Consider the following 20,653-nt stretch of genomic DNA (forward strand, 5'->3'; position numbering starts at 1 on the left):
GAGGGGGCCGCGACCGGGCCCCCGAACGGCTCAGCCCCAGCTCAGGAGGCGGCTGAGCCGGGTCAGCCGCCCGTACGCGTCCCCGTGCCCTTGGCGGCGTCCAGCGCGTAGACGCAGCGGTCCTTGCTGCACGCGTAGACCACGCCCGCCTCGGCCACCGGGGCTCCGGTGATCTCCCCGCCCGTGGCCAGCTTCCAGCGGAGCTGGCCGCCCGCCGCGTCGAGGGTGTAGAGGCAGTGGTCCGCCGATCCGAAGTGGACCCGGCCGTCCGCGACCGCCGGGGAACCGGTGATCTCGCCGCCCGCCGCGAACCGCCACTTCGGGGTGCCGGTGACCGCGTCGAGCGTGTACACGGCGCTGCCCGCGGCCAGGTGGACGTTGCCCGCGGCGACCAGGACCGGGTCGGCGGACTGCCGGGGCTCGGTGGCGATGCGCCAGCGGTCCTTGCCGTTGGCCGCGTCCAGGGCGTAGACGGTGCCCAGGTAGTCCGCGAGGTAGACCCCGCCGCCCGTGACGGCCGATCCGGGGGCGAAGGCGGGGGGCGCGAGGAACACGGCGGGCGCCTCGAAGTGCCAGCGGACCCGGCCCGAGGCCCGGTCGATGGAGATCACCCGGGTGCCCGCGGCGACGTAGACGTTGCCGTCGGGGGCGGGAGCGACCCGTACGGGCACGTTCCCGCAGGAGGCGGCGTCGCCGACCGGGTACGACCAGGACTCGCGGCCGGAGCGCGCGTCCAGGGCGCGCAGCCGGGCGTCCTGCCACACGTAGACCGTGCCGTCGTGCAGGACGGGGGCCGCCTCGGCGGTCTCGAACTCGCTCTGCGCGCCGGTCAGCTCCCACAGCTTGTGCCCGCTGGACGACTCCCAGGCCTGTACGCCGCCTCCGCGCGTGGCGGTGACGACGGTGCCCCGGTCGGCGCGCAGGGCGTACACCCAGGCATCGGCGGACAGCCGCCAGCGCTCGGAGCCGTCGCCGGCGTCCAGGGCGTAGAGGGAAGGGCCGTCGGAGGCGTGGATGCGCCCGTCGGAGACGGCCATGGACCAGGCCACGTCGCGGGTCTTGAACTGGCGGCGGCCACTGGCCACGTCCAGGGCGTGCACCTCGAAGGAGGTGACGTAGAGCAGCTCGCCGGCGACGGTCGGGGTGCCCCAGACCTCGTTCGACATCCGGAACCGCCAGGGCCGCCAGCGGCCGCTGTCGGGGGCCGGGCCGGGGTTCGGTACCAGGACGGAGGGCGCGGGGCCCGCCGCCGGGGTGCCCGCGGGCGGCCGGATCCAGCCGGTCGCCGAGTCCGCGGCGGCCGCGTGGGAGGCCGGCGCCGAGGCGGAGGCCTGCGGGCCCGGGCCGATCGGCACCGGGGAGCCGCCGAGCCGCACGGGCTCGCCGGAGGGCGCCATCGGGGGGTGCTCGGGCCGCTGCGGGACGGCCTGGCCGGTCCGCGGGTCGGTCCACGGGTCGGCTCCGCCGCGCTGGCGGCGGTGCGTGGCGGGACCGGACGCGGGACCGGAGGCTCGACCGGACGCGGGACCGGCGCTCTCGATGGGCGCGGAGATCCCGGCCCGGGGAATCGCCGGCTTCGGCACGGCGGCCGCGGCCGCGGCGGCAGCCGCGGCGGCGTTGCGGTGGCCGGCCCGCCGGGCCTCGATCATCGCGACGGCCCGCTCGGGCAGCCACGCCGAGGCGGTCCCGCTCTCGTCGCCGCCCTCGAAGAGGTGCGGGGCGAGCTGCGCCTGCAGGTCGGCCGGGGTCGGCCGCTGCGTGGCGTCCATCTGCATGCAGGAGTCGATCAGCGGGCGGAGCTCGTCGGGGAGCCCCTCCAGGTTGGGGCCCTCGCGCAGCAGCATGAAGACCGTCTCCACCGGGTTCGCCCCGTGGTACGGCGGGTGCCCGGTGGCGGCGAAGACCAGCGTGGAGCCGAGCGAGAACACGTCGCTGGCGCCCTTGACGCTGCGCGAGTCCTTGGCCTGCTCCGGCGACATGTACGCGGGGGTGCCGACGGCGACGTTCGTCATGGTCAGGCGGGTGTTGGAGACCCCGCTGGCGATGCCGAAGTCGATCACGCGCGGGCCGTCCTCGACGACGAGCACGTTGGAGGGCTTCAGGTCGCGGTGGACCAGGCCCGCCCCGTGGATGGACTGCAGCGCCTCGGCGATGCCCGCGGCGAGCCACCGTACGGCCTGGGCGGGCATGGGCCCGCACTCGTGGACGATCTCCTCCAGGGAGGGCGCCGGTACGTACGCGGTCGCCAGCCACGGCACGGCCGCGCGCGGGTCGGCGTCGACGACGGCCGCGGTGTAGAAGCCGGAGACGGCGCGGGCCGCCTCCACCTCACGGGTGAAGCGGACGCGGAACAGCTGGTCCTCGGCGAGCTCCGTGCGCACCGTCTTGATCGCCACCCGGCGTCCGGACGCCGACCGGGCGAGATAGACCAGCCCCATGCCGCCGGCGCCGAGCCGTCCCAGCACCTCGAAGGGGCCGATCCGTCTCGGGTCGTGCTGCGTCAGCTGCTCCACCACTCGCCTCCACACCCATCCCCGTACGGGGTCCCTCGCGGTCCCCGCTCTTCCAGCCATCGCCGGTGGCAGCGCCGTCATCGCCGTCACGTCACCGGATGCGCGCGAGCCGCCGCGGGTCCCTGCCCCGAGCAGCGTCTCACCCCCGGGGGCCGCCCGGGTCGCGCACCCCGATTCTGTCAGGCCCGCGCCCGGTCCGGCCCCGGCACGGCGGGCGGAGCCCGTACGCCGTGCGGACGGACGCCCTTGCGGGCGGGGTCCGGCCGGTGCGTGCCGGCCGTCCGGCCACCGCCCGCGGGGGAAGGCGTACAACCCATGGGGGGTGTCGCGGGTCTAGTAGCCGTTCAGCTCGTCGTTGTCCGGGGGGATCCGTGCGTCACCGTTTGACTTCAGCCATCGTCGTCACCACAACCGTGCTCGGGGGCCTGGCCGTTGCGGAGGCGGCGCAGGCCATACCGGGGGCGGCGCAGGCCGCCGTCATACGGGGAACCGCGCAGGCCGCGTCCGTGACGGGGCCGGTGCAGGGCGTACCGGCGCAGGCCGCGTCCGCTCCCTGCCCGCCGGAGATGTCCGCCCGGCAGGACGGCTCCCTCGTCGTCTCCAGCGAGTCGGACGGGACGGGCGTCCCCGACGGCCTCGTCGTCCACCTGCGGGACGGGAAGACGGGACTGCGCGTCGCCTCCGTCGGCACGTTCCGCAAGGTGACCGACCCGGACGGCATCCTCCCCGGCTTCCAGCTGGTCTCGGAGCCGCTCAAGCCGGCCGGCCTCGGGATCTACACGCTCGAAGTCGGCCCCGAAGCCGGTCCCGTCGTCTGCGGGGACTTCGACTACCGGCTGCGGGCGGTGGTCACCAAGGTCGACGCGGCGGACGGGGTGTCCCTCGACGATCTCGAGACCACCGTGTCGGCGGACGTCACCACCTTCGACCCGCGGACCGGGGCGAGCGCCCCGCTGAAGAACACCAAGGTCCGCCTCTCCGGTGAGCGCACCTCGCAGGAGGCGACCACGGACGCGCAGGGCCACCTGTCCTCCCCGTTCACCTTCCGCGGTACGGAGAACCACACCGAGGTGCGCGTCGACGTCCTGGACACCCCGGACCTGAGCGCCGGCGGCGGCGGCGAAACCGCGCGCTCGGTCCGCCGGAAGGCCGAGATCGTCCTCGACCCCGGGTCCCGGAAGATCAAGGCCCGCTACGGATCGACGGCCAAGATCACGGGGCAGGCCGTCAGGATCGCCGCGGACGGCACGCGCAAGCCCGTCCCCGAGGGCACGCCGATGCTCGCGGACCTCACCGGTGAGCCCAGGACGGATGCGGACGGCCGGTTCGAGCGGCAGCTGCGGATGGTCCATGACCGCCCGGTGAAAACCACCTGGGCGGGCGGCAGGTCCCCGTGGCTGCAGTACGCGATCGCCGACACGGAGGCCGAGGTCGTCGAGGGCGGCTACTTCACGGACGTCAAGGCCACGATCGACTCCGCCCGGCGCGTGACGTTCACCGGGGCCCTCGCCCACAAGCCCCTCAGCCGGACCGTCACCGGTGTCGAGGTGCAGTACTCGGCCGACGGCAAGACGGACTGGACGACGCGCACGGCCTTCACCGTCGAATCCGGCTCAGACCGGTTCGACCGGACCCTGCCGGGCGAGACGGACGGCTACTGGCGGCTCCGGTACGCCGCCGCGCCGCGCATCGAGGGCTCCGTCACCGAGCCGGTGCGGTTGACCCGGACGGAGACGGAGTTCACGGGGTTCGGCGCGGAGCCGGAGCCGGTGCGCAAGGGCCGGCCCTTCACCCTCACGGGCACCCTGCGGCACGAGAGCCCGGCGAGGGCCTACGGCGACCGGATGGTGCTCTTCTACTTCCAGCCCGCCGGCAGCCGGGACTACGTCTACCAGGGCTACGCGAAGACCGCCGCGGACGGCACCTTCGCCCACACCTTCACCGCTGCCGGGACCGGTACCTGGATCGCCCGCTTCAGCGACGTCGACGGCAAGCACTTCAACGCCAAGAGCCGGCGGGAGCAGGTCACGGTGAACCCGTAGCCCGCCCTCAGCCCGCTGGCTGCCCGCTGGCAGCCAGCGGGCAGCCCGCTCACCGCCCGCTCACCGCCCGCTCGCAGCCCTAGCCGCCCGTCCTCGTCCGCGGCTCCGAGAGCAGCCCGAAGACCGCGCCCTGGTTGTCCGCGACCACCGCGATGCGCCCGTACGGGGTGTCGAAGGGGTCTGCGGTGACCCGGCCGCCGAGGCGCTGCACCATCGCCACGGACTGGTCGCAGTCCGGGACGGCGAAGTACGCGAGGAAGTGCGCGGGCATGATCTCCGGGAAGGCGTCGGTGATGAGGCTGCGCCCCAGGACGGCGGTCTCCGAGCCGGGCGCCTTGCCCGGCGGGGACCAGACGCGGTACTCGATGCCGGTCTCGGCGTCGTTCTGGTCCTCGGGGACGTAGCCGAAGACCTTGGCGTAGAAGACGTCCACGGCGTCGCGGGCCCGCGTGTAGACCTCGGACCAGCAGTACGTGTAGGGCTCGTTCTGGGCGTCGAAGCCGTGGTGGGTGCCGGGCTGCCACAGCCCGAAGACGGCCCCTCCCGGGTCGGCGGCCATCGCGGCGGTCCCGTAGGGGCCGACCGGCATCGGGTCCATCACCAGCTGGCCGCCGGCGGCACGGATGCGCTGGGCGCAGGCGTACGCGTCGGTGGTGTAGAGGTAGATCCCCCAGACGGTCGGCATCCGGCCGTCGGGCTTGGGGGCGAGGGCGGCGACGTTGCGGCCGCGGCTGTAGGCCTGGGTGTAGTGGCCGTACTCGGCTCCCGCGCTGTCGGCGAAGGTCCACCCGAAGAGCTCACCGTAGAAGCGCTTGCCGGCTTCCACGTCCGGCAGGGAGGCGTCGACCCAGCAGGGTGAGCCTTCCGCGAATGCTGCCATGAGCCCGGTTCCTTCCGTTGTGCGGGGGTGTGCAAGGGTGTGCACCCTCCGCGCACGTTCTGCCTCGCTCGCCCAGCCATGTCCTCCGGATCATGATGTGCCCGAAAACTTGTCCACAGCCTGTTGATAAGACTATTCGGGGGATAGGGCACCAACCGGGACGGCGCGCCCGCGGCGCCCGCCCGGCCGGAATCCGTCGCGGTGACGGGTCGGGAGGGGCTTACGCCCAGGCCAGGCGTCCCGTAACCCCATTTGCAGGCGGCCGAATCGCGCGCCGATCACCCCTCGGTAAGCTGACGGCATGACAGGACAAGTACGCACCGTCGACGGCCGCGTTGCCGGCCGGCGCGGTCAGGCGACGAGGCAGAAGCTGCTCGACTGCCTCAGCGAGATGCTCAGCTCCTCGCCGTACCGCGACGTCAAAGTGATCGACGTCGCCCGCAAGGCCGGTACCTCCCCCGCGACCTTCTACCAGTACTTCCCGGACGTCGAAGGTGCCGTCCTGGAGATCGCGGAGCGCATGGCCAACGAGGGTGCGCAACTGACCTCGCTGGTCGAGGGGCGCGCGTGGGTCGGCAAGGCGGGTTGGGCGGCGGCCGAGGAACTCGTGGACGGCTTCCTGGAGTTCTGGCGGCGCAACGACGCGATCCTGCGGGTCGTCGACCTCGGCGCGGCCGAGGGCGACAAGCGGTTCTACAAGATCCGCATGAAGATCCTCAACTCCGTCACCAACTCCCTCACGGAATCGATGAAGGAGCTCCAGGCCAAGGGCAAGGTCGACAAGGACGTGAGCCCGGCGGCGATGGCCGGTTCGCTGGTCGCCATGCTCGCGGCGGTCGCCTCGCACCAGAAGGGCTTCCAGACCTGGGGCGTCAAGCAGGCGGAACTGAAGCCGAACCTGGCGCTCCTCGTCCACCTGGGCATCACGGGCAAGAAGCCCACGAAGTAAGCGGCGGACCCCCACGGGGTCCGCCGCGCCTTCGGCGGCCGCTCGCGCCGCCACTCTCACCCCTTACGGAACCCCCGCTACGGGATCTCCGCTACGGGACTTCCGCCCGCTATGGGATGACCACTGCGGGACGCCCACCACGGGACGTCCGCCTCGATCAGCGACGCTCCAGGCGGAACAACCGGATCTCGCGCTCGATCCGCGCCTGGTAGGCCGCGTACGGCGGCCAGAACTTCAGCACCGCCTGCCACGCCGCCGCACGTTCCTCACCCGCCAGCAGGCGGGCGCGTACGGCGATGTCCTGGCCTTTCCAACTCACGTCCGCGTCAGGGTTCTTGAGCAGGTTCCCGGTCCATGCCGGGTGTCCGGGGCGGCCGAAGTTCGAGCCGATCAGGATCCAGCTCGCCCCGTCCTGCTCCGGCATGCACGCGAGCGGGGTGGTGCGCGGTTCGCCGGTCTTGGCTCCCTTGGCGGTGAGGATCACGCCGGGGAGCATCTGGGCGCTGAGGATGACCTTGCCGCGGGTCAGCTTGTGCACCGCCTTGTCCATGGCGGGGATGAAGTGCGGTGCGATCTTGGCGAACAGCATGGTCGAGGAGACCTTCTGCATCAGCTTGACTCCGGGCGCCATCAGACGGCCACCTTCTCGTTCCGTGGGGCAGGGGCAGGGGCGGGGGCTGGTGCGGATACGGGGGCGGAGGCGGAGGCCGCGGGGGCGAACAGCCCGGCGGCTTCCGCGGCATGGGCGCGCAGCCGGTGGACGGGGCCGAAGAGCAGTTCGTCGGCGGCCGCCCGCTTGAAGTAGAGGTGCGCGTCGTGCTCCCAGGTGAAGCCGATGCCGCCGTGCAGCTGGATGGCCTCGCCGGCGGTGATCCGCAGCGCTTCCAGGGCCTGGGCCAGGGCGAGTCCGCCCTGCTCCGGGTCCCAGGCGGCGTAGTAGGCGGCCGAGCGGGCCGCCTGGACCTGTACGTAGAGGTCGGCGAGGCGGTGCTTGACCGCCTGGAACGAGCCGATGGCCCGGCCGAACTGCTCGCGCTGCCGTACGTACTCCACGGTCCGGGCGAGCGCCTGCCCGGCCGCGCCGACCGCCTCGGCGGCCAGGACGGCCGCGGCGCCGCGCCCGGTGGCGGCGAGCGCTCCGGCCACGTCGGCGTCTTCACCTCCCAGCAACTCGGCTTCGACGTCGCGGAGTTGGATGCGCCCCTGCGGGCGGGTCTCGTCCAGGGTGGCCTGCCGCGTCCGTACGAGGCCGGCCGCGTCCTCCCGTACGAGGAACAGCAGGGTCCGGCTGCGGGCGAAGCCTCCCGTGTGCGCGGCGACCAGCAGCAGCGAGGCGCTGTGCCCGTCGAGCACCTGGGCGACCTCCCCGTACAGCCGCCAGCCGCCGTCCACGGCGCGGGCCTGCACCCCGCCGGCGCGACCGCCGCCGGCCCATTCGCCCGGGGCGTTGTCCCCGGTCAGCGCGAGGGCGGTGGCCAGGGCGGGGCCGGGTACGGCGAGGGCGGCGGTGAGCCCGCCCGCCGCGAGCGGCGGGAGCAGGGCGGAGCGCTGGGCGCCGGCCCCCAGGGCGGTGACCAGCGGCACGGCGAGCACGGCGGTGGCCAGCAGCGGCGAGGGCAGCAGCACCCGCCCGGTCTCCTCGCAGGCCAGGACCAGGTCGGCGGGGGCGCAGCCGACGCCCCCGTACTCCTCGGCCACGGCGATGCCCGGCAGTCCGATCTGCCGGGCGAGCTGCTGCCAGAGCTCCCGGCCGTGTCCGGCGTCGGTGCGGACGGCGGCCTTGACCTCGTCCGGGCCGCAGCGTTTGCCCAGGATCTCGCGCAGGGTACGTCGCATCTCGTCCTGCTCCGCGGTGAAGGCGGCATCCATCGTCGGGCTCCTCCCCGTATCTGACGGGCCGTCATGTTAGGGCGAGCGGCGCCATAAGCACAGGGGGCGGACCCTCCGAAGAGGGCGGAGGTGGGGCACCTCTAGCATCTGACGGTACGTCAGTTGTACCGTCGGCTCCATGCCTGCCACGCCTGGACCCCTCTCCGCCTCCGCCTCCGCCTCCGCCACCACCTCCGCCTCCGCCACCGCCGGCCCTCAGGCCCGGCCCCGCCGGGTCGCCGTCGTCGGCGTCGCCCTCTCGGACTGCGGCCGGGTGGACGGCCCCACCCCGTACGCCCTGCACGCGCAGGCCGCCCGCCGGGCCCTGGCCGACTCCGGTCTGGACCGGTCGGTGATCGACGGCTTCGCCTCGGCCGGGCTCGGCATCCTGGCGCCCGTGGAGGTCGCCGAGTACCTGGGCCTGCGCCCCACCTGGGTCGACTCCACGTCGGTCGGCGGCTCCACCTGGGAGGTCATGGCCGCCCACGCCGCCGACGCCATCGCCGCCGGCCACGCCAACGCGGTCCTCCTCGTCTACGGATCCACCGCGCGCGCCGACATCAAGGCCCGCCGCCGGACCTCGAACCTCTCCTTCGGGGCGCGCGGACCGCTGCAGTTCGAGGTCCCGTACGGGCACACGCTGGTCTCCAAGTACGCGATGGCCGCGCGCCGCCACATGCACGAGTACGGCACGACGCTGGAGCAGCTCGCCGAAGTGGCGGTGCAGGCACGGGCGAACGCCGCCACCAACCCGGACGCGATGTTCCGCGACCCCATCACCGTCGACGACGTCCTGTCCTCCGGGATGATCGCGGACCCCTTCACCAAGCTGAACTGCTGCATCCGCTCGGACGGCGGCTGCGCGGTGCTGCTGGCCGCGGAGGACTACGTACCGGACACGGCCAAGGAGCCCGTGTGGATCCTGGGCTCCGGAACCGCCGTCTCGCACACCACGATGTCGGAGTGGGAGGACTTCACCGTCTCCCCCGCGGCCGTCTCGGGCCGCCGGGCCTTCGCCCGCGCCGGGCTCACCCCGGCGGATGTCGACCTCGCCGAAATCTACGACGCCTTCACCTATATGACGCTGGTCACGCTGGAGGACCTGGGCTTCTGCGCAAAGGGCGAGGGCGGCGCATTCGTGGAGAAAGGCCGCCTCCTGCGGGACGGCGAATTCCCGGTCAATACGGACGGCGGCGGACTCTCCGCCTGCCATCCCGGCATGCGCGGCCTGTTCCTGTTGGTCGAGGCGGTACGCCAACTCCGTGGCGAGGCGGGCGAGGGCCAAGTGCGCAGACGCGGTGGATCCCTCCCACAGGTGGCCATCGCCTCGGGCACGGGCGGATGGTTCTGCTCGTCGGGCACCATCATTCTCGGACGGGACTGACCCTCTTGTCGTTGCGGCTTTTTAAGCTCCCGGAGGGGCCGGACACCTCGGTGTCCCGGCCCCTACGGGGAATCTCCAGCCATCACGGGAACTGACTTGATATCGAACCTGCTGCGGCGTTCGCGCGCCGCTCTCGCCATCACCGTCGCCACCGGCGCCCTGCTGACGGTCGCCGCTCCGGCCCAGGCCGTCTCCGGGCCGCCGACCCTCGCCGCCTCGGCCTTCCTGATGGACGGCACCACGGGTGCCACGCTCTCCAGCAAGCTCGGCGACACCAAGCGCGAGGTCGCCAGCACCACGAAGATCATGACGGCCTACGTCGTCCTCACCACGCCGGGCCTCGACCTCAACAAGCGGGTCACCGTCCAGCAGGAGTACCTGGACTACGTATACCGGGAGGGCGGGAGTTCGGCCGGCCTGAAGGCAGGCGCCACCCCCACCGTCCGCCGCCTGCTGTACGGGATGATGCTGCCCTCGGGCTGCGACGCCGCCTACGCGCTCGCAGACACCTTCGGCTCGGGCACGACCCGGGCGGACCGCGTCAAGGACTTCATCGCGAAGATGAACGCCAAGGCGAAGACCCTCGGCATGGCCAACACCACCTACGACAGCTTCGACGGCATCTCCCCGACGGGGAAGGGCCTCTCCACCGCCCGCGACCTCGCGAAGCTCACCCGGGCCGCGATGAAGGGCACCACCTTCAAGTCGGTCGTGAAGACCTCCTCCTACAGCAGCGACGGCACCTCCACGGTCGGCACGTGGCTGAACACCAACCTGCTCATCAAGCCCGGACACGCCTACCAGACCCAGACCCCGGGCGCGATCGGCGTCAAGACGGGTTCCGGTACGGCCGCAGGCCAGTGCCTCGTCTTCTCCGTGACCCGCAACGGCAAGACGATCATCGGTGTCCTGCTGAAGTCCGACGACCGCTACCCGGACGCGATCAAGCTCACCAACTGGGCCCTCGGCGCGCCCACCGGTGCCACGACCAAGCGCACCACCACCGAGCACATCCCGGACGTCCTCGACTGATGCAGTGACGTCCTGACGCCATGACCGCCCTGATGCCGTGACGTCCACGGGGGCGCTCCACCCGGTCTCTCCGGCCGGGCGGGGCGCCCCCGTTCGTCGTCCCCCGCGGCGAGGTGGGCGCGGGCCACGCACACAAACAGGGAGCAACTCGCCCATAGGGTCCCATTGCCCCGGGCGCGGGCGGCTGTTCTGCTCCTCGGGCACCATCATTCCCGGACGGGACTGATCAGCTTGTCGGTCCGGCTGCGTAAGCTCCCGGAGGGGCCGGCACTCAGGTGTCCACAGCCCCTTCGGGGAACTTCCAGCCATCACGGGAATTGACTTGATATCGAACCTGCTGCGGCGTTCGCGCGCCGCTCTCGCCATCACCGTCGCCACCGGCGCGCTCCTGACGGTCGCCTCGCCGGCCGAGGCCGTCGCCGCACCGCCGACCACCGCCGCGTCCGCCTTCGTGATGGACGCCTCCACGGGTGCCACGCTCACCAGCAAGGGGGGCGACACCAAGCGTGAGGGGGCCAGTACCACGAAGATCATGACGGCCCTGGTCGTCCTCACCAGGTCGAGCCTCGACCTCGACAAGAAGGTCACAATCCAGCAGGAGCACCTGAACTACGTCGCCCGGGAGGGCGCGAGCTCGGCCTACCTGAAGGCCGGCGCCACCCCCACCGTCCGCCAGCTGCTGTACGCGATGATGCTGCCCTCGGGCTGCGACGCGGCGTACGCGCTCGCCGACACCTTCGGACAGGGCTCCACCAGGGCGGCACGCGTCCAGAGCTTCATCTCGAAGATGAACACCAAGGCGAAAGACCTTGGCATGACCAACACGCACTACGACACCTTCGACGGCATCTCGCGCGGCAACAACTACATCACCGCGCGCGACCTCGCGAAGCTCACTCGTACCGCGATGCGCTACACCCACTTCAAGGCGATCGTGAAGACCACCGCGTACAGCAGCGGCGGCACGTCCACCGTCGCCACGTGGAAGAACACCAACCTGCTGATCCAGCCCCGCCCCACCGGCTACGGGATCCCGGGCGCCATCGGCGTCAAGACCGGCACCGGCACGGCCGCGGGCAAGTGCATCGTCTTCGCCGCCACCCGCAACGGCAAGACCGTCATCGGCGTCCTGCTGAAGGACGAGGAGCGCTACGCGGACGCGATCAAGCTCATCGACTGGGCCGCCGGCCCGGCCGCCACCTCGTCGCTGCAGCGCAGCGCCACCGAGCCCATCCCGGACGTCCTCGACTGATGTCGTGACGCCCTGACGCCCTGCTGAAACGCGCAGACGTCCACGGGGGCGCTCCGCCCGGCCGAACAGGCCGGCCGGGGCGCCCCCGTTCGGTTTTCTCGTGGTGCCGCCGCGGCCGCGTGGTGTTCGATTGAGCCATGACGAGCGACGTGAACGCCGACTTCCACACCACCCTGCACTCCCTGCGCGTCTGGGACGGCCCGCTGCCCTCCTTCGACACGGCCGCCGCGCCGGCCGACCCGCTCGAGCTGTTCCGGGACTGGTTCACGCACGCCGCCAAGGCGGGGCAGCCCGAGCCTCACACGATGAGCCTGGCGACGGTGGACGCGGACGGGCGGCCCGACGTACGGACGCTCATGCTGCACGACGCCGACGAGCGCGGCCTGCACTTCGCCTCGCACTCCACCAGCACGAAGGGCCGGCAGCTGGCCGGGCAGCCGGCGGCCGCGCTGGGCTTCTACTGGCCGGCGGTGGCCCGCCAGATCCGCATCCGGGGACGGGTCACCGCGTGCGACGCGACAGAGAGCCGGGCGGACTTGGCGGCCCGCACCCGCGGCGCGCTGGCCGCGGCACTGACGGGCCGGCAGAGCGAGGTCCTGGCATCCCGCGAGGAACTGGCCGCCGTCGCGGCGGAGTCCTGGGCACGGGCGGGCGCGGAGCCGGACGCCCCGGCGCCGACGTGGACCCGGTACGTCCTCTCCCCCACGGAGATCGAGTTCTTCCAGGGCGACGCGGCCCGCCTCCACACCCGCCTCCAGTACACCCGCACCCCCACCACCCCCTGGACCCACCACCTCCTGTGGCCCTGACCGCCCCGGCCCACACACATACCCGCAGATCCAGCCCCAACGGCGCTTGCCCTCCTCGTCCATCCGCCGATCAAGCCTCTACGGCCGCCCGCCGGCCGGAGCTCTTCGGCCACCCGCCGATCGAGCCTCTTCGGCCGCCCGCCGATCGAGCCTCTTCGGCCGCCCGCCGGCCGGGGCTCTTCGGCCGCCGGCCGGCCAGGGCTCTTCGGCCGCCGGCCGGCCAGGGCTCTTCGGCCGCCGGCCGGCCAGGGCTCTTCGGCCGCCGGCCGGCCAGGGCTCTTCGGCGGCCCGGCGGCCAGGGCTTCTCAGCTGCCCGGCGCATGCGGCATCTCAGTCCCGACAGCCGGGCTCTACAGCCAACCGGCGGCCAGGCCTCCTCGGGCACCCGGCGTCCAGGCCTCCTCGGCCGCCCGACGCCCGAGGCTCCTCGGCCGCCCGACGGCCGGGGCTTCTCAACCGCCCGGCGCATGCGGCATCTCAGCCCCCGGCGTCCAGGGCTCTACAGCCACCCGGCGGCCGGGGCTCTTCAGCCGTCCGGCGCATGGGGCCTTTCAGCCGTCCGGCGTTTGAGGACCGGGGTCTGGGGCGGAGCCCCAGGGGGTCCGGGCGCAGCCCGGCACCCCTCCCAGCCCGTCCGGCGCTTGAGGACCGGGCTCCGGGCAGCGCCCGGGGAACGGGCGAAGGGCGGGTAGGGGACTCCGCCCCCGCAGGGCCGACCACCCGGCCCCCGCACCCCACCCAGGCCGGTCAGACCAGTCGAACCGGTCAGGCCAGTCAGGCCAGTCAGGCCAGTCGAGCCGGCCAGGAGAGGCCCGCCAGGTCGGACCGGCTGGTCAGGACACCCCGGCCGGTCAAGCCACCGCGCAAGCGGAGAAGACCGCCACCCAGACCCCCTCCGCCGCCTCCCGGAAGGTCACCACCAGGTCCATCCCCACCCGCAGCTCCGCCCCCTCCGCACCGACGACCTCGGTCATCATCCGCGGCCCCTCCGCGAGGTCCACCACCGCCGCCACGTACGGCACCCGCTCCCCGAAGGGCGGCAGGTCGCTGCGGTGGATCACCGACCAGGTGTAGAGCGTGGCCCGCCCGCTCGCCGTCTCCCACGTCACCCGATCCTCCCCCGCCCAGCAGGCCGGGCAGAACTCCCGCGGGTAGTGGTGCGCCTTCCCGCATTCCCCGCAGCGGCGCAGCAACAGCCGTCCCTCCGCCGCCGCGTCCCAGTACGGCCGCGTGAACTCGTCGATCTCCGGCAGGTCGAACCGCGCAGCCGTACCGACTCCAGTACTCACGACACCACTCCTCCGGGACACCGAACCTGACGTACCGTCAGTTCACCGGATCCGACCCCATCCCACAAGTCCCCACCCACGACGCCCACCCACCCCACCACTCCCCGTAATCGATCCGCAACCGATTCCCTCCTCGTCCGAGACCCACCGCCCCCGTACGGCGATACGCTCACACCTCATGCCCGGAGTCCCCGCAGCACCCGACCTGTCCACCCAGCCCCGCCCGGTCTACGTGATCGGCGCCGGCCCCGGCGGCCTCGCCGTCGCCGCCGCGCTGCGCGCCCGCGGGATCCGCGCGGTGGTCGTGGAGAAGTCGGAGTCGGTCGGCGCTTCCTGGCGCAGGCACTACGACCGCCTCCACCTGCACACCACGCGCCGGCTCTCCGCCCTCCCGGGCCTGGCCATGCCGCGCCGCTTCGGCCGCTGGGTGGCCCGCGAGAACGTGGTGCGCTACCTGGAGAAGTACGCCGAGTTCCACGAGCTGGAGATAGCCACCGGCATCGAGGTGACCCGCATCGAGCCCTCCACGAACTCCGCGAACTCAGCGAACCCCACGGACTCCGCGGACTCCGCGACCTCCCTCCCCGAAGCCCCCGGCTGGACCCTGCACGCCACCGGCGGCCGCGTCATGGCGGCCCGGGCGGTGGTGGTCGCGACCGGGTACAACCACACCCCCCTGATCCCCGACTGGCCCGGCCGGGATGCCTACCCGGGCCCCCTCGCCCACGCCGCCGAGTACCGCAACCCCGCCCCCTACGCCGGCCAGGACGTCCTCGTCGTCGGCGTCGGCAACACCGGCGCCGAGATAGCGGTCGACCTCGCCGAGGGCGGCGCCGCCCGGGTCCGGCTCGCGGTGCGCACGGCCCCGCACATTCTGCGCCGCTCCACCGCCGGCTGGCCCTCGCAGCGGACCGGGATCCTGGTCCGGCACCTGCCCGTCCGGCTCGTCGACCGGCTCGGCGCGATCGTCGGCAAGGCCTCGGTCCCGGACCTGTCCGCGTACGGCCTCCCGCGCCCCACCACCGGCCTGTACAGCAGGGTCAAGCAGGGGTCGATCCCGCTCCAGGACGTCGGCCTGATCGACGCGGTCCGTACGGGCCGGGTTGAGCCCGTGGCCGCCGTCGAGTCCTTCGACGGAGCCGAGGTGGTCCTCTCGGACGGCTCCCGGATCACCCCGGACGCCGTGATCGCGGCCACCGGCTACCGCCGCGCCCTGGAAGGCCTGCTCGGCGACCTCGACGTCCTGGACGACCGCGGCCGCCCCCGCACCCACGGCGCGACCACCCCGCCGAACGCCCCGGGCCTCTACTTCACCGGCTTCACCAACCCCATCAGCGGCAACATCCGCGAACTGGCCCTGGACGCCGAAAAGATCGCCAAGGCCATCGCCCGAACGGTCCGCACCTAGGCGGTCCCGTTCGGATCAGCCGCGTGACCGTTGTCAGCGGCCTGGTGCAGCATCGGTATGTCGCACCGCCGACGGAACCATGGGGGATCACCATGTCGATCACGAACCAGCAAGTGGCAGCCCGCTCCTTCCTGGAGCCGCTCTACCGGGACGCGTACTACCCGGGTCACGTCCTCGACAAGGGCCGGGGCATCCTGCTGCGCCTGTGCGCGCGCATCGAGGCCGAGCAGCCCTCGGGCCTGGCCGCGCTGTACGTGCTGACGGGGGCGGCGACCGAGGAGTTCAACCTGCTGGAGGCGGAGTTCGAGGCCGCGGGGAGCGAAATCGAGACCGTGGCGCGCGAGGAGATAGCCGAGGACTTCGCGTTCGTGGCCTCCGCATACGGATTCACGGATGCGGACGTCGAGGCGCTCATCGCCCCCCGGGAGTGGTGAGGAGCTCCGGGAGCGAGGGGGCCGGCCGGGTGGGGGCAGGCGCCCCCGCGGGGCCGCCCCGGCGCCCTGACCTCGGCCGAATAATGGTCTGGACCGGCCCCCGGTGATCTGGGACCGTTCCCAGAGCGGCCCCGAAAGCCATCCCGAGACCATCGCGGGAACCGCCCCCGGGCCGCCCCGAAGCGTGCTCGGGAGCCGGGCCGTGCGTGTTCCACACAGCACCTCCACCAGCTTTCCTGTGCATCCCTGTTCCTGACGGCACGTCAGTTCAGTAATCTGACTACGCGTCAGTTATTGAGATTCGTCGAGGTTCATCGAGCAGGAGCGGGCGGAACGATGCTTGGATCTACTCACGGCACCCTCACCACCGACTTCCGCGCACGTGTCGAGGCCTGCGGGGAGACCCCCAGGACGGCCGTCCACTCCACAGCGGCTCCGTCCGCCGAGGACACGGTCGCGCTGGACGTCAGCGGTCGGCCCCTGCACGCCGACGCCCCCGACCTGGACCGGTTCTTCCGGCCCGAGTCCGTGGCGGTCATCGGCGCCTCGGACGCCGACGGCAGACCGAACACCGGCATCACCCGCCAGCTCATCGCCTGGGCGGAACGCGTCGGTGCCCGGCTGCACCCCGTGCACCCGACCCGGACCACGGTGTTCGGGCTGCCGTGCCACGCCTCCGTGGCCGACCTGCCCGAGCAGGTGGACCTCGCCGTCCTCCTCGTGGCCGATCCGCTTCCCGTCGTGGAGCAGCTCGCCGAGGCCAAGGTGAAGTTCGCCGTCGCCTTCGCCTCCGGCTTCGCCGAGACCGGCGACGAGGGGGCCGCCGCACAGGCCCGCCTGGGCGCCGCGGTACGGCGCTCCGGCCTGCGCCTCCTGGGCCCCAACACGAACCTCAACGCCTTCGAGAAGTTCCGCGACGACCTCGACGGCCCGGCCATCGCGCTCATCACCCAGTCCGGCCACCAGGGCCGGCCGGTCTACACCCTCCAGGAGCTGGGCATCCGCCTCTCCCACTGGGCGCCCACCGGCAACGAGGCCGACCTCGAGACCTCCGACTTCATCTCCTACTTCGCCGAGCAGCCCGAGGTCGGGGCCATCGCCTGCTACGTGGAAGGCCTCAAAGACGGCCGGCAGTTCCTCCTCGCCGCCGACCGGGCCGCCCGCAACGGCGTGCCCGTCGTCGCCGTGAAGGTCGGCCGCACCGAGACCGGCGCCCGCATGGCCGCCTCGCACACCGGAAAGCTGACCGGCGCGGACACCGTCGTGGACGCCGCGATGCGGCAGTTCGGCGTCATCCGGGTCGACGGCCTCGACGAACTCCAGGACACCGCCGCACTGCTGGCCCGGGCACGCAAGCCACTGGCCGACGGGGTGGTCGTGTACTCCATCTCCGGCGGCACCGGCGCCCACTTCTCCGACCTGGCGACCGAGGCGGGGCTCAGCATCCCCACCCTCTCCCAGGCCAAGCAGGACGAGCTGCACCAGTGGATCCCGGAGTACCTGGGCGTCTCCAACCCCGTGGACAACGGCGGCCACCCGGTCGGCGACTGGCGCGGCCGCAAGATCATCGACGCGATCCTCGCGGACCCCTCCGTAGGCGTCCTGATCTGCCCGATCACGGGCCCCTTCCCTCCCATGAGCGACAAACTCGCGCAGGACCTGGTCGACGCGGCCGAGCAGACCGACAAGCTCGTCTGCGTGATCTGGGGCTCCCCCGTCGGCACGGAGGAGGCCTACCGCACCACGCTCCTCGGCTCCTCCCGGGTCGCGACCTTCCGCACCTTCGGCAACTGCATCACCGCCGTCCGCGCGTACCTCGGCCACCACCGCTTCACCGCCGCGTACCGCTCCCCCTTCGAAGACGCCCCGCGCACCACCTCGCCGTCCTTCCGCAAGGCCCAGGCCCTCATGCGTCCCGGCCAGCAGCTCAGCGAACACGCGGCGAAGCAACTCCTGCGCGCCTACGGGATACGGGTGCCCCGGGAACAACTGGTGACCAGCGCGGCAGCGGCCGTACGGGCCGCCGGACTGGTCGGCTACCCGGTGGTCATGAAGGCCTCCGGGCCGCAGCTCGCGCACAAGACCGAGCTCGGACTGGTGAAGATCGGGCTGACCTCGGCGAGCCAGATCCGCGACGCCTACCGGGAGTTGACGGACATCGCACGCTACGAGAACGTCCCGCTCGACGGGATCCTCGTCTGCCAGATGGTGGAACGCGGCGTCGAGATGGTCGTCGGGGTCACCCAGGACGAGCTCTTCGGCCCCACGGTGACGGTCGGGCTGGGCGGGGTCCTGGTGGAGGTGCTGCACGATGTCGCCGTACGAGTACCGCCGTTCGGCGAGGACCAGGCGCGGGCGATGCTCGGGGAGCTGCGCGGGCACGCGCTGCTGGAGGGCGTACGGGGGGCTCCCCCGGCCGACGTCGACGCGCTGGTGGAGGTGATCCTGCGGGTCCAGCGGATGGCGATGGAACTCGGCGACGAGCTGTCCGAGCTGGACATCAACCCGTTGATGGTGCTGCCGCGGGGGCAGGGGGCGGTGGCGCTGGACGCGCTCGCCATCTGTCACTGACCTCCGGTGGCCGGCCGTCCGTGCTCGGCGCCGACCGGCCGCCGCGGCGGCCGCCGGGCCGGATCCGGGCCGGCTGCCCCGGCCCCGCACCCCGGCTCCCGCTGCGCGGGCGAAGTCCCCTACCCGCCCTTCCACCGTTCCCAGGGCCCGGCCCTGACCCGGTCCTCAAACGCCGGACGGGCTGAAAGCCGGGGCACCGGGCTGCGCCCGAACCCCTGGGGCTCCGCCCCAGGCCCCGGTCCTCAAACGCCGGACGGCTGAAATACCCGGTCGGAGGCTCGCGGCCCGGGTCGGGGACGGGGGCGGGGTGGGGTGTTGGCCGGGACGTAAAGCGTGATGTGTGGCGCAGGTACACCCCACAACTGGCGAAGTAGAGCCGAGGGCGCCTAAATCATGCAGTCCAAGCCGACACCCCACCCCGCCCCCGGCACCGACCCCCACCCCCGAACAGGAGTTCCGCCATGGCCCCCACCCCCGAGGACGAAGTCCTCCACCGCTTCGAGAGCGGCGTCAGCTGGATCACCCTCAACCGGCCGGAGGCCGTGAACGCCGTCACCTGGGACCAGCGCGAGCGCGTCATCGGACTGCTCGCCGAAGCCTCCGCCGATCCCGACGTGCGGGCCGTCGTCATCACCGCCACCGGCAAGGGCTTCTGCGCGGGCGCCGACCTGCGCGGGTCTCCGGCCGCCCCGGCGGAGCGGGTGGTCGGGGACGTGGCCCGCATGATCCGGCTCGGCGCGCAGCGCCTGATCACGGCCGTGCTCGACTGCGAGAAGCCGGTCATCGCCGCCGTGAACGGCACCGCGGCCGGCATCGGCGCACACCTCGCGCTCGCCTGCGACCTGGTCATCGCCGCCGAACCGGCCCGCTTCATCGAGGTGTTCGTCCGCCGCGGCCTGGTCCCCGACGGCGGGGGCGCGTACCTGCTCCCCCGCCTCGTCGGCCCGCAGAAGGCGAAGGAGCTGATGTTCTTCGGGGACGCCGTCCCGGCCGCCGAGGCCGAGCGGCTCGGCCTGGTGAACAAGGTGGTGCCCGCCGAGGCGCTGGAGGACACCGCCCGGGAGTGGGCGGAGCGCCTCGCGCAGGGCCCCACCCGCGCCCTGGCCCTGACGAAGCAGCTGGTCAACGCCTCCCTGGACGGTGACCGGGCGACCGCGCTCGCCGCCGAGGCCACCGCCCAGGAGCTCAACATGAGCACGGCCGACGCGAACGAGGGCGTCGCGAGCTTCGTGGAGCGCCGCACCCCGAAGTACCTCGGCCGGTAGGCGGCGCGAACGACGCCAGACGACGCCAGCCGCCGCAACACGGCGTGAGGCGGCTCAAGGCGGGTCCAGGCGAACGAACGGCGCTACATCTGCGGGTCCGGCGTGAGCAGGGCGAACACCGCTCCCGTCGGGTCCGCGGTCCACGCCATCCGGCCGACCTCCGGGACGTCGGCGGCGGGCATCAGCACCGAGCCCCCGCCACCCCGGATGGCGGCCACGGTCGCGTCCACGTCGGCGACGTTGAAGTACGGCACCCAGCGCGGGACTTCGTTCGCCCCGGCCCCCTGGCCCGCGCCGTCGCCCTGCGGTGCGACTCCGCCGAAGGAGCCGTCCTCCTGGTCCCCGTCGGCGATGCTCAGCACCCGGTACGTCATCCCGGGTGCCTCCATCTCGGCGGAGCGCCACCCGAAGAGGCCGGCGTAGAACTCGACGGCCGCGACCGGGTCGGGGGCGTGCAGTTCCGCCCAGACCAGGGAGTTCACCTCGGAGGTCCGCCCCAGCCCGGCGGTCTTCCCCGGCTGCCAGCAGGCGAACTCCGCGCCCTGCGGGTCGGTGAACTGCGCCAGCCAGCCCTCGCCCATGACGTCCCCGGGCTCCATGCGCACCGCTCCGCCGCCCGCCCTGACGGCCGCCGCCGTCTCTTGGATGCCGGGGGTGTTGAAGTGCAGCATCCACGCCGGGGTGGCGCCCTCCTCGGTGAGCGGCCCCAGTGCGGCGACGGTCTTGCCGTCGATCTGGAAGAAGCCGTAGCCGCCCGCCTCCGGTCCGAGGGAGAGGAACTCCCAGCCGAAGACTCCGGTGTAGAACGAGACGGCCCCGTCGGTGTCGGGGCTCCCGAGGTCGAGCCAGTTGGGCGATCCCTTGCGGAAATCGGTGCCGAGCATGAGGTCCTCCTGTACGTGCGCCGCTGCTGCGGCGGGGTCCTGTCTCCGGTCCCCCGCCACCATGCCGAGCCC

General features: G+C 72.9%; 16 protein-coding genes. 10 read left to right on the forward strand and 6 right to left on the reverse strand.

Annotation, left to right across the window (positions count from 1 at the left end; all coding sequences use genetic code 11):
- Positions 1–62: 62 nt before the first annotated feature.
- Positions 63–2,513, reverse strand: a complete 2,451-nt coding sequence (locus tag OG247_RS18860) for an outer membrane protein assembly factor BamB family protein (RefSeq protein ID WP_327253353.1) — start codon at positions 2,511–2,513, stop codon at positions 63–65.
- A gap of 383 nt (positions 2,514–2,896) precedes the next feature.
- On the opposite strand from OG247_RS18860, the gene OG247_RS18865 reads away from it, so the two are divergent.
- Complete coding sequence (locus OG247_RS18865; RefSeq protein WP_327253354.1) at positions 2,897–4,555, forward strand: hypothetical protein; 1,659 nt, start codon at positions 2,897–2,899, stop codon at positions 4,553–4,555.
- A gap of 79 nt (positions 4,556–4,634) precedes the next feature.
- On the opposite strand, the gene OG247_RS18870 is transcribed toward OG247_RS18865, so the two are convergent.
- Positions 4,635–5,435, reverse strand: a complete 801-nt coding sequence (locus OG247_RS18870; RefSeq protein ID WP_327253355.1) for a VOC family protein — start codon at positions 5,433–5,435, stop codon at positions 4,635–4,637.
- A 301-nt stretch (positions 5,436–5,736) separates the two neighbouring features.
- Between OG247_RS18870 and OG247_RS18875 the strand changes: the two genes are divergently transcribed.
- Positions 5,737–6,384, forward strand: coding sequence for a TetR family transcriptional regulator (locus tag OG247_RS18875; protein WP_250742709.1), 648 nt, complete (start codon positions 5,737–5,739; stop codon positions 6,382–6,384).
- 157 nt (positions 6,385–6,541) lie between these two features.
- Here the strand turns inward: OG247_RS18875 and OG247_RS18880 are convergent, their stop codons facing one another.
- Both OG247_RS18880 and OG247_RS18885 read right to left on the reverse strand, forming a co-directional pair.
- Positions 6,542–7,015 carry a nitroreductase family deazaflavin-dependent oxidoreductase gene (locus tag OG247_RS18880; RefSeq protein ID WP_327253356.1) on the reverse strand — a complete coding sequence of 158 codons (474 nt, stop codon included), beginning with the start codon at positions 7,013–7,015 and terminating at the stop codon, positions 6,542–6,544.
- Positions 7,015–8,253 carry an acyl-CoA dehydrogenase family protein gene (locus OG247_RS18885; RefSeq protein WP_327253357.1) on the reverse strand — a complete coding sequence of 413 codons (1,239 nt, stop codon included), beginning with the start codon at positions 8,251–8,253 and terminating at the stop codon, positions 7,015–7,017. Before OG247_RS18885 ends, OG247_RS18880 begins: the two co-directional genes overlap by 1 nt.
- 139 nt (positions 8,254–8,392) lie before the next feature.
- Here OG247_RS18885 and OG247_RS18890 point away from each other — a divergent pair, with 139 nt between their 5' ends.
- From OG247_RS18890 to OG247_RS18905, 4 genes are all read left to right on the forward strand, one after another.
- The gene (locus tag OG247_RS18890; RefSeq protein WP_327253358.1) at positions 8,393–9,637 is read left to right on the forward strand and encodes an acetyl-CoA acetyltransferase; all 1,245 of its coding nucleotides are present in this window, start codon (positions 8,393–8,395) and stop codon (positions 9,635–9,637) included.
- 96 nt (positions 9,638–9,733) lie between these two features.
- Positions 9,734–10,669 carry a D-alanyl-D-alanine carboxypeptidase family protein gene (locus OG247_RS18895; RefSeq protein WP_327253359.1) on the forward strand — a complete coding sequence of 312 codons (936 nt, stop codon included), beginning with the start codon at positions 9,734–9,736 and terminating at the stop codon, positions 10,667–10,669.
- A 322-nt stretch (positions 10,670–10,991) separates the two neighbouring features.
- Positions 10,992–11,921 (forward strand): D-alanyl-D-alanine carboxypeptidase family protein, encoded by a 930-nt coding sequence (locus tag OG247_RS18900; RefSeq protein WP_327253360.1) that lies wholly within the window; start codon positions 10,992–10,994, stop codon positions 11,919–11,921.
- A 137-nt stretch (positions 11,922–12,058) separates the two neighbouring features.
- Complete coding sequence (locus tag OG247_RS18905; protein ID WP_327253361.1) at positions 12,059–12,730, forward strand: pyridoxine/pyridoxamine 5'-phosphate oxidase; 672 nt, start codon at positions 12,059–12,061, stop codon at positions 12,728–12,730.
- Between the two features lie 851 nt (positions 12,731–13,581).
- On the opposite strand, the gene OG247_RS18910 is transcribed toward OG247_RS18905, so the two are convergent.
- Positions 13,582–14,019, reverse strand: a complete 438-nt coding sequence (locus OG247_RS18910; RefSeq protein WP_327253362.1) for a Zn-ribbon domain-containing OB-fold protein — start codon at positions 14,017–14,019, stop codon at positions 13,582–13,584.
- Between the two features lie 178 nt (positions 14,020–14,197).
- Between OG247_RS18910 and OG247_RS18915 the strand changes: the two genes are divergently transcribed.
- The 4 genes from OG247_RS18915 (at position 14,198) to OG247_RS18930 (ending at position 19,697) form a co-directional block, all read left to right on the forward strand.
- Positions 14,198–15,427, forward strand: a complete 1,230-nt coding sequence (locus tag OG247_RS18915; RefSeq protein ID WP_327253363.1) for a flavin-containing monooxygenase — start codon at positions 14,198–14,200, stop codon at positions 15,425–15,427.
- 92 nt (positions 15,428–15,519) lie between these two features.
- Positions 15,520–15,861 (forward strand): DUF5713 family protein, encoded by a 342-nt coding sequence (locus tag OG247_RS18920; protein ID WP_327253364.1) that lies wholly within the window; start codon positions 15,520–15,522, stop codon positions 15,859–15,861.
- 336 nt (positions 15,862–16,197) lie between these two features.
- The gene (locus OG247_RS18925; RefSeq protein ID WP_327253365.1) at positions 16,198–18,432 is read left to right on the forward strand and encodes an acetate--CoA ligase family protein; all 2,235 of its coding nucleotides are present in this window, start codon (positions 16,198–16,200) and stop codon (positions 18,430–18,432) included.
- Between the two features lie 461 nt (positions 18,433–18,893).
- Positions 18,894–19,697, forward strand: a complete 804-nt coding sequence (locus OG247_RS18930) for an enoyl-CoA hydratase/isomerase family protein (RefSeq protein WP_327253366.1) — start codon at positions 18,894–18,896, stop codon at positions 19,695–19,697.
- 83 nt (positions 19,698–19,780) lie between these two features.
- On the opposite strand, the gene OG247_RS18935 is transcribed toward OG247_RS18930, so the two are convergent.
- Positions 19,781–20,581 (reverse strand): VOC family protein, encoded by an 801-nt coding sequence (locus tag OG247_RS18935; RefSeq protein ID WP_327253367.1) that lies wholly within the window; start codon positions 20,579–20,581, stop codon positions 19,781–19,783.
- Between the last annotated feature and the right edge of the window lie 72 nt (positions 20,582–20,653).

It is taken from the genome of Streptomyces sp. NBC_01244, from assembly GCF_035987325.1.
Classification (GTDB): Bacteria; Actinomycetota; Actinomycetes; order Streptomycetales; family Streptomycetaceae; genus Streptomyces.